The organism is Pantoea sp. Cy-639 (genome assembly GCF_011752525.1).
Classification (GTDB): domain Bacteria; phylum Pseudomonadota; class Gammaproteobacteria; order Pseudomonadales; family Pseudomonadaceae; genus Aquipseudomonas.
The window spans coordinates 132,032-146,785 of the sequence record NZ_VWXI01000015.1; the positions used below are offsets into that span (position 1 = coordinate 132,032).

Genomic DNA, 14,754 nt, shown 5'->3' on the forward strand with positions numbered 1-14,754 from the left:
ACAAGCCCGCTTCCTGGTCATGGCCTCGTGGAGCGGGCTTGTCCTGTGTTTTATAGCGTTCCCAGGTTCAAGGCTTGCGCGCATGCCTGCAGCGAACGCTGCTCACTCTGCGCATACAGCGCCAGCTCGTCCTGCACCTTGAGCCCCAGCGCCGCCTCGAAGGCCTCGCGGTTGGCATTGCTGCCGTAGTTGGCCTGCCCGTCGTCGCCCAGGTTGGACTGGAAGATCCCCGCCGCGCTCACCGGCAGGAAGTCCTCGTACACCAATGCCTCGAAATGCACGTGCCCGGCCTCGATCAGCTCTTGCAGGCTGGTCGGGCGGTCGTCGCGCTCGCGTGCCGCCAGGCCCTTGTCGGTGGCGAAGTAGCGGAAGTAGGCCAGCCCTTGCTCGCGCATCTGCGCCAGGTCGTCCGGGAACTCGGCGAAGTGCTCCGCAAGCAGCGCACCGTAGCGCCCGGCGTTGGCTTCCACCGGCGCACCGCCAAGTGCGGCGCGGGTGGCGTCGAGCAGGCGGTCGTACAATTGACGGCCCTTGGGCGTCAGCGCCGCGCCACGCTGCTCGATCTCGCCGAAGCGCGCGGTATGGCTGCCCAGGGCATCGCTGAAGGCGACCTTTTCCTGCAAGGCCTTGAAGCTGGTCTGGCGCAGCAGGATCGGGTGGCGGCGGGTGGGCGGGCCCTCGACCACCGCCTTGGGCGCAATGCCCTTGGCCGGCATGCCGGCCTGGATCGCGTCGATGTCCAGGGTGCGCGGGGTCAGGTGGTTGATGTGCGGGCCCTTGAACGCCACCACATCGGCGATCAGGCGGTGCTGGTCGTGCAACTGCTGGTACTGTTCGGCCGTGACCGTGGCGTCCTGGTGCCAGCGGAAGGTGTGCAGGGCCTGTTGCACGAACTGCTCGGCGTCGGCCGCGTTCAGGCCGCCCTCGCGCTCGGACTGGGCGATCAGTTCGAGGGCGCGCGGGGTGAAGATGTCGCGCTTGGCCAGGATGCCCTGCGCCAGTTCACGCAGTTGCGGGTTGTCGATCAGCTCCAGGCGCAGCAGCGAGGTGAACACGCGGAACGGGCTGATGTGCAGCGCCTGTTCGTGCACGGCGCGAAACGCGGTGGAGTGTACTGGCACGCCAGCACTGCTGAGGTCGTAGTAGCCCACCGGCTGCATGCCCATGACCGCGAACAGGCGGGCGATGGTCGCCAGTTCCTCGGCGCTGCCGACGCGAATGGCGCCGTGGCGTTCCTGGCCGAGGCGCTCGACCTCACCAGTCCAGCGCAGGGCCTCGGCTACCTCGGGTTGCTGGGTCATGACCTGCTGGTTGATCTCGCTCACCAGCTCAAGCAGCGTGCCGTACAGCGGCACTTCCTGCTTGTACATGAGCGACATGGCGGCAGAGAACTGCGCGCGGATGCTGTCGGGGCTGACGAAATCGTGGGCGGGCATCGCAAGCTTCCTGGTGTGGTTTGGACGCTTACATGAAAGCTGGGAATGGAGTTGCCGTACAAGCGAAAAAAAGTGGGTGTTTCATTCCTTTAATGATTGATCTTGAGGGCCTTGTGTCGCGAAAGGGCTGCGCAGCAGCCCTAGCCATCAGTCACCTCAAGCCTGCAACTGCTCCCGCACCCACTCCACCAGCGCTCGCACTTTCGGCACCTCCGCCGCATGCTCGGCAAACGCCAGGTAATGCGCGCCGTTGCTCTTCATCGCATGGTCCCAGGCCATCACCAGGCTGCCTTCGGCCAACTCCCTGGCCACCAGGTAGCGCGGTACCAGCGCCACCCCACACCCCGACTGCGCGGCGCTCAAGGCCATATAGAACGTATCGAAACGCGGCCCGTGGTAGCTGTTGTCGGTGTGCAGCCCCTGCTCCAGGAACCACTCATGCCAAGCCTCCGGCCGCGAGGCGCTTTGCAGCAGCACCAGCTCCGCCAGCGCGCCGGCGTCGGGCAGCGCGCGTGCTTGCAGTAGCTCAGGGGCACACACCGGCACCACCTCCTCACCGAACAGTTCCACGCAGGTCGCCCCTGGCCAGGTGCCTTGGCCATAGAAGAACACCACGTCCGCCGACCCTTGCAGCAGGGCGAACGGCTCCATCTCGTTGCGGATATCCAGGTGGATGTTCGGGTGGCGCTTGCCGAAACCCTTGAGGTGCGGGATCAGCCAGCGCACGCCGAAGCTCGGTTGAGTGGCTACCTTGAGCACTTCAGTCTGCGTGCCGTAGGTCTGCACGTAGCGGCTCGACATGTCGACCTGGGTGAGGATCTTGTTGACCTCGGCCAGGTACAACGAACCTGCGGGGGTGAGTTGCAGGCGCCGGCGAATGCGCAGGAACAGGTGGTGGCGCAGCATTTCCTCGAGCTGCGCGACCTGCTTGCTCACCGCGCTCTGCGTCAGGTGCAGCTCTTCGGCGGCACGAGTGAAGCTCAGGTGGCGGGCTGCAGCCTCGAAGCACTGCAGGGCGGTCATGGAGGGCACCAGGCGTTTGGACATAGTTTGGTCTCTGCGGCTCGGATCATTACCTGGCGGAATGATATGCGGAATAAAGGTCGTTTGTTGCACTTGTGTAATCGGATTAATACTGACCCACGTCATTTTTCAACCTGTCACCCGATTCAGGAGAAGCACAATGGTTGCTGGACTGCTCGAGCGCCTTGGCGTTGCCGCCGCGGCTTACACCCAGGGCGACAACCCTGTTCACACCCCGATCGACGGCAGCCGCATCGCCTCGGTGAAGCTGCTCGGCAAGGCCGACACCATCGCCCGCATCGACCAGGCGCAGGCTGCTTTCGAAGCCTGGCGCAGCGTGCCGGCACCGCGCCGCGGCGAACTGGTGCGCCTGTTTGGCGAAGTGCTGCGCGAGCACAAGGCCGACCTCGGTGAACTGGTGTCCATCGAAGCCGGCAAGATCACCCAGGAAGGCCTGGGCGAAGTGCAGGAAATGATCGACATCTGCGACTTCGCCGTCGGCCTGTCGCGCCAGTTGTACGGCCTGACCATCGCCTCCGAGCGTCCGGGCCACCACATGCGTGAGACCTGGCACCCACTGGGTGTGGTCGGGGTGATCAGCGCCTTCAACTTCCCGGTGGCGGTATGGGCGTGGAACACCGCGCTGGCACTGGTGGCGGGCAACGCGGTGGTGTGGAAGCCGTCGGAGAAGACCCCGCTCACCGCCCTGGCTTGCCAGGCACTGTTCGAGAAAGCCCTGAAGGCCTTCGGCGACGCCCCGGCCGGCCTCAGCCAACTGGTGATCGGTGGTCGCGAAGCCGGCGAAGCCCTGGTCGACGACCCGCGCGTGCCGCTGGTCAGCGCCACCGGCAGTACCCGCATGGGCCGCGAAGTCGGGCCACGTGTCGCCGCACGTTTTGGTCGCAGCATCCTCGAACTGGGTGGCAACAACGCCATGATCCTGGCGCCGAGCGCCGATCTGGACCTGGCCGTGCGCGGCATCCTGTTCTCTGCCGTCGGCACCGCTGGCCAGCGCTGCACCACCCTGCGTCGCCTGATCGTGCACCGCTCGATCAAGGACGAGGTGGTGGCCCGGGTCAAGGCCGCCTACGCCAAGGTACGCATCGGCGATCCACGCAAGGACAACCTGGTTGGCCCGCTGATCGACAAGCTGTCGTTCGACGCCATGCAGGGCGCGCTGGCCAAGGCCCGCGACGAGGGCGGCCAGGTGTTTGGCGGCGAGCGTCAACTGGCCGAGCAATACCCGAACGCCTACTACGTATCCCCGGCCATCGCCGAGATGCCGGCGCAGAGCGAGGTGGTGCGCCACGAGACCTTCGCGCCGATCCTCTACGTGCTGGCCTATGACGACTTCGAAGAGGCCCTGCGCCTGAACAACGAAGTGCCGCAAGGCCTGTCGTCGTGCATCTTCACCACCGATATTCGCGAGGCCGAACGTTTCCAGAGCGCTTCGGGCAGCGACTGCGGCATCGCCAACGTCAACATCGGCACCAGCGGTGCAGAGATCGGCGGGGCGTTTGGTGGCGAGAAGGAGACTGGTGGCGGGCGTGAGTCCGGGTCGGATGCCTGGAAAGGCTACATGCGCCGGCAGACCAACACCGTGAACTACTCGCGCGAGTTGCCGCTGGCCCAGGGTATCGTGTTCGATTGATGAGCACAGGCGGGGGCCTTGCCCCCGTTTCGCGTCACAAGGCCGCTCCTGCATGGATATCGCAATCTTCTGCAGGAGCGGCCTTGTGTCGCGAACGGGCTGCGTAGCAGCCCCAACAAGAACAATAGTGCTGGAGCCGGGCCATGTCCGAACTGCGTCAAGAATGTCTGTGGGAATTCCTCACCCCGCCGAGCGTGCCCGCCCAGGCCCTGGCCGGCGAGCACAAGGCGGATGTCTGCGTGATCGGCGGTGGCATCACCGGGCTGTCCGCGGCCATCCATCTGCTCGAGCAGGGCAAGTCGGTGATTTTGCTGGAGGCCTGGAAGATCGGCCACGGCGGTTCGGGGCGCAACGTCGGCCTGGTCAATGCCGGGACCTGGATTCGCCCCGATGACGTCGAGGCGACCCTGGGGCACAAGCAGGGCAGTCGGCTGAACCAGGTGCTCGGCGAGGCGCCGGGCGAAGTGTTCGCGATGATCGAGCGCCTGGGGATCGACTGCCAGGCGCAGCACAAGGGCACCCTGCACATGGCCCACAACGCCACCGGTATCGCCGACCTCGAAGCCCGCCACCAGCAATGGTCGCGCCGGGGAGCCGATGTCGAGTTGCTGACGGGCGGCAAGTGCCAGGAATACTGTGGCACCGACAAGATTTCCGCCGCGCTGCTCGACCGCCGCGCCGGCACCATCAACCCCATGGGCTACACCCAGGGCCTGGCAGGCGCGGTGAGCCGGCTTGGCGGCAAGCTGTTCCAGCAGTCCTCGGTCGAGGGGCTGGAGCGCGCTGGCGACGCCTGGCGGGTAACGACCGCGCATGGCGCGGTGCGCGCGGACAAGGTGGTGATCTCCACCGGCGCCTACACCGAGGGCGACTGGAACAGCCTGCAAAAGCACTTCTTCCGCGGCTATTACTACCAGGTGGCCTCGAAGCCGCTGCACGGCGCCGCCGCCGACAAGGTCCTGCCTCATGGCCAGGGCTCATGGGACACCCGCACCGTGCTCAGCAGCATCCGCCGCGACGACCAGGGCCGCCTGTTGCTCGGCAGCCTTGGCCGGGTCGACAACAAGCCGGCGTGGTTCGTGCGCAGTTGGGCCGACCGGATCCAGAGCCATTACTACCCGCAACTGGGCAAGGTCGAGTGGGAGATGCACTGGACCGGTTGCATCGACTTCACCCCCGATCACCTGATGCGTCTGTTCGAGCCGGCGCCGGGGCTGGTGGCGGTGACCGGCTACAACGGCCGGGGCAACACCACCGGTACGGTGATCGGCCGGGCGTTCGCCGAGTTCCTGCTCAAGGACGACCCCGACAGCCTGCCGATCCCGTTCTCGCCGATGAAACCGGTGAGCGCGCCGTCGTTGCGTACGGCGTTCTATGAGTCGGGGTTCTCGCTGTACCACGCCGGGCAGTGTCTGCGCGTGGTGCTGTAGTCGTCATTCCAGGCACCTTCGCGGGGCAAGCCCGCTCCCACGCCTTCATTCCAGTGCTGCGTGGGAGCGAGCTTGGCCCGCGATGGGTTATTTGTGCAACCAGCTCAGGAAGCCGCCTTTCTTCACCTCCGGCGGTTTCTGCAGCAATAGCGATTCGCGACTCATCTGCCGGAACCTTTGCAGCTTGGTCAGCGCCGACTTCACCTCGCCGCGCTGCTCCAGGCAACTGCGCACCTGGTCCTTCTCGATGCGGTAGAGCAGGCAACTGGTCAGCGTGCGGAACTCGGCCAGCGAGTCGTCCTGGTCCACCAGCCCCTCGATCCCCAGCACCTCCCCCGGCCCCATGCGCCCGGCTTCGACCAGCCGCTCGCCGTTGCGCACCGAGGCCTGGATCACCCCGCTGCCGATCACCAGCAGGTGGTCCGAATTGTCACCGACGCCGAGAATCACCTGGTCGGCCAGGTACTCCACTGCCGTCATGCGCTGGCTCAGGGCGTCGCGCTCCTCGCCGCTCAGCGAGCGGAACACTCGCACTTCGTCGAGCAATTCGCGTTGACGGCTGCGCGCAGGCCGCGCCAGGTCGAGGTTCCACATCACGCCGTTGGCCTCGAGGTGGCGGTGGGCCAGGTCGAACAGCTGGTTGCGCACCTCGGTCTTGCGCGCCATGTCGGCGACGAAAGCGCTGGCCTCGTATTCCACCGACTCCAGCGTCGCGGCCTTGACCGTGACCTTCGGCTCGGGCGAAGCGAGCAGGGCGCTGGTGCCTTGCAGCGCCTTTTCCAGCGCGTCGAACACTCGTCTGGGGCGTACCTTGGCCGGCACCACCACGCTGATCGCGACACCATGGCGGTCGGCCGGGCGGCTGTGGTTGAGCAGACGCGCCTTGGCCGCCAGCGAATTGGGAATCACCGCCAGGCTGCCGCTGCCGGTGATCAGGCGGGTGGCGCGCCAGTCGATGTCCACCACCTTGCCTTCGGTGCCGTCGATCGAGATCGAGTCGCCGATCTGGTAGGGGCGCGTGGTGTTGAGCACGATGCCGCTGAACACATCGCTCAAGGTGCTTTGCAGGGCCAGGCCGATGACGATGGCCATCACCCCCGAGGTGGCCAGCAGCCCTTTCACCGGCAGTTGCAGCACATAGGCCGCCGCCGCGACCACCGCAGCGAGGAAGATCAGCGCGCCGACCACATCCTGCAGCAGGCGCCCGCCATGACTGCCGCGGGCCACCAGCAGCAGGCCGAACACCACCGTCACCGTGCGCGCGCCGATCAGCCACCAGGCGATGGTCAGCACCGTGGCCAGCAGGTTGCGCGCTACATCGTCGGTTTCCGCCGCCGGTTGCAGCGGGCTCATGCCGGCGGCCAGCAGCACCGCGCTGAACAGCAGGAAGATCACCAGCCGCGCGCCAATGCGCCAGGCGCGGCGCTGGGCAGGGAGCAGTTGCCAGAGCACGAGGTCGAGCAGGAGAAGGGCAGTACCGAGCAACAACGGGGACGACTGGATGAGCGCCAGCATGGAAGTCTCGGGAGTGAGGAGAGGGCTGTGGGTAGTAATAGAGCAGGTTGTCGTGGCAGGCAATGGCTGAGCGTTAGGCCGCTGCCCTGTTTTGACAACGGCCTGAGCGCTTCCGGTTTAGGCTGATGGGGCTATTGAAGGAATGATTCGTAAGTTGACACATAGCCAATGAGGCCGGCGCAGGGGATCCAGCTGATGACTATCCATAGAACGTTTGTCCAAGTGATTTGAGCATTCTGCAATCCCAATGGATCTCCTGCACAAGCATTGGCGGCTTGCTGGATCTGAATCAACACCACGGAGAAAAAAGCTGTGTAGGCGACAGAAAGGAGCAACGGAGTGATGAGTATGATCGAGAAGGGCAGGCCGTCGACTGAAGGTACAGGATCCCAAAGCTCCCAGCTCAGTAGCAGCAAGGACGGAATCCAGTACATCAGGGTGACGCCAAGCGCAGATCCTTCGACTGGTAAATGCTTGGTGCGGCTGCGGGCGACAATTTTCCTCATTAGAAAATACAGGGTGAACCCTCCAAAAATCGTGCACAGCAGAGGCGTTATCTTGAAGCCGCGTTGCCCTCGAATAAGAAGCCAGTGACGATAGTTCCAGTAGGCAAAATAAAAACCTAGGGACAAGCAACCCATGAGTATCAGCTTCGATATGGAAACTATGTGGAGCTGCGTGTTATTCATGTTTGAGCTTGCAGGCGATGAATGAATTTGGTCTTCGATTACTGTCATTTTTACCTTCGGCGGCTCATGTGATGAAACTGTTTGTGATTAGCCAAGTGAAGCCAGCGACATTCAGCCAGGCGGCAGTTATTATTTTTCTTTTTAAGGGCTTAGGGAATTGCATGTGGTCTTGAACATCCAGTGAGCCTCTGCGGATTCTGGAATTGGGAAACATCAGCTCGCTTGATATCATGGAGACGACTAGTACTCTAGATTTTATGCTTCGCTCTCCCCACATGTACGTAGCCAATGAAAGGCACTCGCTCCTTTGAAGTGCTGAAGTCATTTTTTTGAAGTCACGGCTACAGGCAATGTGAAGATCCAATGCAAGCCCGACTAGGCCTAGACAGAAAGGAGAGGCTAATAGGAATATTCTTACCTTGAATTCGAGTTGTTCAATCATCTTGAAAACTCTCGAAAATCAACTCCCCAATTTCTTCGCCATGCTTCATCCCTTTGGTGCTGCCGACATATGCTCCGGCCCCAGTTATGACTATTCCGCATATCAGGATCCCTTTAGGCGACCCAACTCTCCAGCAGACCTTTGCAGCGGCTTTAGTAGCTACATTGCCTCCAAGCCACCCTCCGGCCAAACCACCGGTAAAGTTACTGGCTTCCGTTATCTTTACTTTTTCACATGCCGTGGTATCACCCGCTCGACACACATCAGAAATTTTCACTGCCGAGCCAATACCCCCTATGGCAATGCCTATACGCCCTCCTGCCTTCAAGTATTTGGAGATGCTCGCTAGTTTATCCAGGTGTGTTGAGTATCCGGGGATTTGGCCTGGCGCCCCTGCTTTGCTCCAGTGATGAACTAAGCTTTTTGATGAAATGCCCAGATCCCGGCGTAGTCTTTCGTAGTTTCCAAGATTAAGGCGCTTGTTCAAAACGGTTGCTTTCAGATTTGTATTCAATTGTTTGAGCAGTTTCATGCGCTCGGCGAAAAACTCAGCGCTGTGTAGGTGCCCGTGCTTGGCAAATTGCTGCTGATGCAGTGCTTCGATCTTCCGCAAGATGAGACCTAGATCATCCAGCGATTTTGCAATCATCGTTTCACTTACACCGACGGAGAGGCTCACATCACTGAGCAACCCGGCAATCTCCGCCTGGTGCCGCAGCATGAACTGCGCTTCTTCCGGCGTCAGACTGGCCAAGGCCTCTCGCGCCTGTGTCGCCGCGCTTATGGCATGCAGTTCTTCACGGGTGCAGACAGGCCGACTCAGGCCATCGCCAATGACGAATATCTCGCCAGCCTTGAAACCTTGTTCAAAGGTCGGGTTCAAGCGCTCGAGGATCGAGCGCGGCAGATTGGCCTGCGGAGCGCCAAGTTCCAGCAGGACTTCCTGGTACGTCATGCAGCGCGGGACGATGTAGAAGCCAGGCTCCATGGCTCGCGGAGCAGGCGACGTCGGGAATACCCGGGACGGGTAGACAGTGCTCACCGGGTTATTCGAGTAGTCCGGTGGCGATGCTGCAGGTATGGCCGTCACTCCAGGCGCGTTGCGTAGCGCAGGTGGCTGGTGCAGTGGTGCCACCACGCGATTGCTGCCCAGCGGACACCCGCATTTGACCAGCGTGCCGTCTACGGCAGTGGGACGGCCATCCTGGATCCAGCGCTGTTCGCCCTCGAGGATGAGGCCGACTTCGTCGCAAAGCGGGCAGGCACTGGTGGGGTCGCCTTCGATCAACCAACGACGGCCATTGAAGGTGCCGCGGGACTGGCTGGCGATGCAGGTGGCGCCTGTGCTGGTGAGATCGCCATCGAGGCCTTGGCCATTCCCGAAAATGCTGGGACGCTGGTTCACGACTCGGTTCCTTGAGGTGTGGGAGCGGAACGCTATCACCTTGGAAGCGGCTATTTTCGGGGCTTGTAGTGGCTGGGAAATGCCCTGCGCGAGTAGCAGATCAGTCCGCAGGAAAAGTCTGACAGGTTGGCGGGAAGGTCTCTGAAGGTGTGTCGAATGCGCGGACTCGCGCTATCGGCCCGGGGTTGTAGAGCGGTACTCATATCGTTCCTAGAATAGAACGCTAAAGGCAAATTTCGCTATCTACCGTTGCAAAGGTCACGGTTTTAATCTTCCCCCATCAACACGAAACACCCCACCCACTGAAGATCGAAACCTAGGAGCACCGGTAATGAACAACTTCAAATACAACCGCCTGAACAAAGACGACGCCGCCGTACTGCTGGTCGACCACCAGGCCGGCCTGCTGTCCCTGGTCCGTGACATCGAGCCGGACCGCTTCAAGAACAATGTGCTGGCCCTGGCCGACCTGGCCAAGTACTTCAACCTGCCGACCATCCTCACCACCAGCTTCGAGCAAGGCCCCAACGGCCCGCTGGTGCCCGAGCTGAAGGCCCTGTTCCCGGACGCCCCGTACATCGCCCGGCCTGGCCAGATCAACGCCTGGGACAACGAAGACTTCGTCAAGGCCGTGAAGGCCACCGGCAAGAAGCAACTGATCATCGCCGGTGTGGTCACCGAGGTGTGCGTGGCATTCCCGGCGCTGGCGGCCCTTGAAGAAGAGTTCGAGGTGTTCGTGGTCACCGACGCATCCGGCACCTTCAATGAAATGACCCGCGACGCCGCCCACAACCGCATGAGCCAGGCCGGGGCGCAACTGATGACCTGGTTCGGCGTGGCCTGTGAACTGCACCGCGACTGGCGCAACGATGTCGAGGGGCTGGCGGCGCTGTTCTCCAACCACATCCCCGACTACCGCAACCTGATCACCAGCTACAACGCCCTGACCGCCGGCAAGTAAGGCATCGGGCGCCGGAGACGGCGCCCGGTTCTTCCCGTCCAGCAACGGAGCCAAGCAGATGGACAACCGCACTGTCGTCACCCTGGTCATCCAGCACAAGGTCCGCGCCGAGGCACTGGCGCAGTACGAAGCCTGGCTCAAGCGCGCCGTGACCACCGCGCGCCAGCAGCCCGGCCACCTGGACGTCAACGTCATCCGTCCGGACGACGCGGGTCGTCACTTCACCACCGTGGTGCGTTTCGCCGACGCCACCCAGTTGCAGGCCTGGGTCGACTCGGCCGAGCGCCAGGCGCTGGTCAGCGAAGTGCTGCCGCTGCTGGAGGATGGCGATCACCCACGGGTGCACGACGACCCGGAGTTCTGGTTCACCCCGCCAAGCGCGACGATGGCGCAACCACCGCGCTGGAAGCAGGCGCTGTTGACCTATCTGGTGATCTGCCCGATGACCCTGATCGTCCCGCAGTTGCTGGCGCCTGTGTTCAGTCGCTACCCGAGCCTGGGCGGTCCGATCAGCGGCAACCTGATCAGCAACCTGTTCGTCATCCTGCCCGTGGTGTTCTACATCATGCCCTGGGTGACCCGGCGCTGCGCTGCCTGGCTGCGCGGCTGAACGGCCGCTGGCAGGGTTGGCGCCGCTGCTAGTCTTCAACGGCCAAGCCCGTCCTCCATGCCCAGCCGCATTCCGATGGAGAACACCATGTCCCAGGATCCGAACGACAAGAGCCGTCGCCAGTTCATCGCCGCCAGCACCGTGCTTGGCGCCGCGGGCGCGCTCTGGTCGGCACTGCCCTTCGCCGGCACCGCCGGCTCCGCCCATGCATCCCCCCAAGGAGGCACCATGACCGCCGATCTCATCCTGTTCAACGGCAAACTGCACACCGTTGACCGTGAAAACCCCAGTGCCACCGCGGTGGCCATCAAGGACGGCAAGTTCATTGCCGTGGGTAGCGACGCTGAAGCCATGGTCCACAAGGGCGTTGGCACGCAGATCATCGACCTGTGTCAGCGCACGGTGATCCCGGGCCTGAACGACTCGCACCTGCACTTGATCCGCGGCGGCCTGAACTACAACCTGGAACTGCGCTGGGAAGGCGTGCCGTCGCTGGCCGACGCCCTGCGCATGCTCAAGGACCAGGCCGAACGAACCCCAAGCCCGCAGTGGGTACGCGTGGTGGGTGGCTGGAACGAATTCCAGTTCGCCGAAAAGCGCATGCCGACCCTCGACGAGATCAACCAGGCGGCCCCGGATACCCCGGTGTTCCTGCTGCACCTCTACGACCGCGCGCTGCTCAACCGCGCCGCGCTCAAGGCCGTGGGCTACACCAAGGACACGCCGAACCCAGCAGGCGGCGAGATCCAGCGCGACAAGTTCGGCAACCCCACCGGCATGCTGATCGCCCGCCCCAACGCCACCATCCTCTACGCCACCCTGGCCAAGGGGCCGAAGCTGCCGCTGGAGTACCAGGTCAACTCGACCCGCCAGTTCATGCGCGAGCTCAATCGCCTGGGGCTGACCAGCGCCATCGATGCCGGCGGCGGCTACCAGAACTACCCGGATGACTACCAGGTGATCCAGGAACTGGCCGACAACGACCAACTGACCGTGCGCATCGCCTACAACCTGTTCACCCAGAAACCCAAGGAAGAGCTCACCGACTTCAAGAACTGGACGCAGAAGGTCAAGCCCGGCGATGGCAGCGACTTCTTCCGCCACAACGGTGCCGGCGAGATGCTGGTGTTCTCCGCCGCCGACTTCGAGGACTTCCTCGAGCCGCGCCCGGACCTGCCGCAGACCATGGAGCAGGAACTCGAACCGGTGGTGCGCCACCTGGTCGAGCAGCGCTGGCCGTTCCGCCTGCATGCCACCTACAACGAATCCATCTCGCGCATGCTCGACGTGTTCGAGAAGGTCGACCGCGATATCCCGTTCAATGGCCTGCCGTGGTTCTTCGACCATGCCGAGACCATCACCCCGCAGAACATCGAACGCGTGCGGGCGCTGGGCGGCGGCATCGCCATCCAGGACCGCATGGCCTTCCAGGGCGAGTACTTCGTCGACCGTTATGGCGCCAAGGCCGCCGAGCACACCCCGCCGATCAAGCGCATGCTCGACATGGGCGTGCCGGTGGGCGCCGGTACCGATGCGACCCGGGTGTCTAGCTACAACCCGTGGACTTCGCTGTACTGGATGGTCAGCGGCAAGACCGTTGGCGGCCTGTCGCTCTATCCCGAAGGGCTGGGCCGCGAGACCGCGCTGCAACTGTTCACCCACGGCAGCGCCTGGTTCTCCAGCGAGCAGGGCAAGAAGGGGCAGATCAAGGTGGGCCAGCTAGCCGACCTGGCGGCGCTGTCGCTGGACTTTTTCAGTGTCGACGAGGAGGCGATCAAAGGCATCGAGTCGGTGTTGACCCTGGTCGACGGCAAGGTGGTGTACGGCGCCGCCGAGTTCGACAAGCTTGGCCCTGCGCAGGTGCCGGTGCTGCCGGAGTGGTCGCCGGTGGTCAAGGTCCCGGGGCACTGGCGCGCCGGGGCACCGATGGCGGCGGTGCTGCACCAGTGCGTCGGGCCGTGCGGGGTGCATGCCCACAGCCATGAGAAAGCCCGACACTCCAGTATCCCAGTGAGTGATTATCAAGGGTTCTGGGGGGCGTTGGGTTGTTCGTGCTTCGCGTTCTGAGGCTGGTTCCTACGGGGCGGGGCGATCAGGCCATGTCGCTGATGGCAAACTCTTCCGCCAGGTGATCAATGAGCGAGCGTACCGAGGGCAGCAAGCCTCGTCGCGACGGGAAGATCGCATGCACGATCCCGCAACGCGGGTGCCACTGCGGTAGCAGTTCCACCAGCCGCCCGGCAGCCAGGTCTTCGCGCACCGCCACCCGTGGCAGGTGCGCGATCCCCACCCCGGCCACCACGAAGTGGCGCAATGCGAACAAGTCATCGGTGACCACCCGTGGCGTATGTGGGATCACCAGGCTGTGGCTCATGCTCTCGTCGCGGAACAGCTCCCACTGGTAGTCACGTTGGGCGCCGCCCCAGTGCAGGCTAGGCAGCTCGCTCAGTTGCTGCGGTTCGAAGTCGGGCGGCAACTGTTCAAGAAAGGAGGGGTGTCCGACCAGGCATTGGGTGCTGTTGCTCAACACCTTCATCACCATGTCGGTGTTTTCCAGCGGCGGGAAGCGCACCCGCAGCGCTACGTCGAAGCCTTCGTGCAGCAGGTCGACGCGGCGGTTGGTGCTTTCGATGAACAGCTCTACCTGCGGGTACTTGGCCATGTAGCGGGTCAGCATCGGCCCGACCCAGGCGTTGAGCAGGGTGGTCGGGCAACTGATACGCACCAGCCCGCGAGGTTCGCTGCGGTTGCGCTCGATGAGTTCGGCCGCGCCCTCGGCCTCCACGCGCATGGCCAGGCAGCGGTTGTAGTAGGCCTGGCCGATCTCGGTCAGCGAGCAGTGCCGGCTGGTACGGTGCAGCAGGCGCACGCCGAGGCGCTCTTCGAGGTCGGCGATGCGCCGGCTGAGCTTCGACTTGGGCATGTCCAGCGCCCGCCCGGCTGGGGCGAAGCCGCCGTGCTCGACTACCTGGGTGAAGTAGTAGAGGGAGTTGAGGTCTTCCATGGGGGCTCCGCAGCGTGCCGGGGACGATGGCTTGCAGTCTACCGGGCGAAGGTGTCCCTCATCCAACGTCCTTGATGGCTGTTGGTTGGTCTTTGAGGAGAGTCGTCAGGAGATCTGGGATATATCTGGCAGTGTTGAATGTGCACTGATTTCCAGGTGATCTTGAGTGATGGCCACCAGGTGGCTGCCTTTGAAGTTATGGCGCCTGTGAGATCGAGCGCCGCCCGCGCGGCGCATCGCGGGCTATCGCCCACTCCCACATTTGTTTCGGGCCAATCTCTCCTGTGGCATTGCCTTGTCCGCCTTGTTGGCATGGCGAGGTTTCAGCGTGGGCGCTGCGGGCGCTTCGCCTGGCTTGAGGCATGCACCAAGGCGCACAGCGACAACATCACAGGACTGCATCGTCCGAAACAGATGTGGGAGCGGGCGATAGCCCACGATGCGCCCTGCTGGCATGGCGAGGTTTCGGCGTGGGCGCTGCTGGCGCTTCGCCTGGCTTGAGGCATGCGCCAAGGCGTACAGCGGTACCCTCACAGGACTGCATCGCCCGAAACAGATGTGGGAGTGGGCGAAAGCCCGCGATGCGCC

At 63.4% G+C, this 14,754-nt stretch carries 11 protein-coding genes; 5 read left to right on the forward strand and 6 right to left on the reverse strand.

Annotation, left to right across the window (positions count from 1 at the left end):
- Positions 1-50 precede the first annotated feature (50 nt).
- Together hglS and F3J43_RS18445 are read right to left on the reverse strand one after the other, a co-directional pair.
- Positions 51-1,436: a 2-oxoadipate dioxygenase/decarboxylase HglS gene (gene hglS, locus F3J43_RS18440; protein ID WP_166889887.1), complete on the reverse strand. Its 1,386-nt coding sequence runs from the start codon at positions 1,434-1,436 to the stop codon at positions 51-53.
- Positions 1,437-1,592: 156 nt separating this feature from the next.
- Positions 1,593-2,459 (reverse strand): LysR family transcriptional regulator, encoded by an 867-nt coding sequence (locus F3J43_RS18445; protein WP_286184778.1) that lies wholly within the window; start codon positions 2,457-2,459, stop codon positions 1,593-1,595.
- A 160-nt stretch (positions 2,460-2,619) separates the two neighbouring features.
- Here F3J43_RS18445 and amaB point away from each other — a divergent pair, with 160 nt between their 5' ends.
- Together amaB and amaA are read left to right on the forward strand one after the other, a co-directional pair.
- A complete protein-coding gene (amaB, locus tag F3J43_RS18450; protein ID WP_166889893.1) occupies positions 2,620-4,110 on the forward strand; it encodes an L-piperidine-6-carboxylate dehydrogenase in 1,491 nt (496 codons plus the stop codon).
- Between the two features lie 143 nt (positions 4,111-4,253).
- A complete protein-coding gene (gene amaA / locus F3J43_RS18455) occupies positions 4,254-5,540 on the forward strand; it encodes an L-pipecolate oxidase (RefSeq protein WP_166889896.1) in 1,287 nt (428 codons plus the stop codon).
- 87 nt (positions 5,541-5,627) lie between these two features.
- On the opposite strand, the gene F3J43_RS18460 is transcribed toward amaA, so the two are convergent.
- The 3 genes from F3J43_RS18460 to F3J43_RS18470 form a co-directional block, all read right to left on the reverse strand.
- Entirely contained in the window at positions 5,628-7,055 is a 1,428-nt protein-coding gene (locus tag F3J43_RS18460) for a mechanosensitive ion channel family protein (RefSeq protein ID WP_166889900.1), read from the reverse strand.
- Positions 7,056-7,186: 131 nt separating this feature from the next.
- Complete coding sequence (locus F3J43_RS18465) at positions 7,187-7,792, reverse strand: hypothetical protein (RefSeq protein ID WP_205297952.1); 606 nt, start codon at positions 7,790-7,792, stop codon at positions 7,187-7,189.
- A gap of 386 nt (positions 7,793-8,178) precedes the next feature.
- Entirely contained in the window at positions 8,179-9,591 is a 1,413-nt protein-coding gene (locus F3J43_RS18470) for a PAAR domain-containing protein (protein ID WP_166889903.1), read from the reverse strand.
- Positions 9,592-9,922: 331 nt separating this feature from the next.
- Between F3J43_RS18470 and ycaC the strand changes: the two genes are divergently transcribed.
- The 3 genes from ycaC to F3J43_RS18485 all read left to right on the forward strand — a co-directional run bounded on the left by ycaC (position 9,923) and on the right by F3J43_RS18485 (position 13,229).
- A complete protein-coding gene (ycaC, locus tag F3J43_RS18475; RefSeq protein WP_166889905.1) occupies positions 9,923-10,552 on the forward strand; it encodes an isochorismate family cysteine hydrolase YcaC in 630 nt (209 codons plus the stop codon).
- A 58-nt stretch (positions 10,553-10,610) separates the two neighbouring features.
- Positions 10,611-11,162, forward strand: a complete 552-nt coding sequence (locus tag F3J43_RS18480; RefSeq protein ID WP_166889908.1) for an antibiotic biosynthesis monooxygenase — start codon at positions 10,611-10,613, stop codon at positions 11,160-11,162.
- A gap of 228 nt (positions 11,163-11,390) precedes the next feature.
- Entirely contained in the window at positions 11,391-13,229 is a 1,839-nt protein-coding gene (locus tag F3J43_RS18485) for an amidohydrolase (protein ID WP_166889923.1), read from the forward strand.
- 25 nt (positions 13,230-13,254) lie between these two features.
- Here the strand turns inward: F3J43_RS18485 and F3J43_RS18490 are convergent, their stop codons facing one another.
- Complete coding sequence (locus F3J43_RS18490) at positions 13,255-14,166, reverse strand: LysR substrate-binding domain-containing protein (RefSeq protein WP_166889911.1); 912 nt, start codon at positions 14,164-14,166, stop codon at positions 13,255-13,257.
- Positions 14,167-14,754 lie beyond the last annotated feature (588 nt).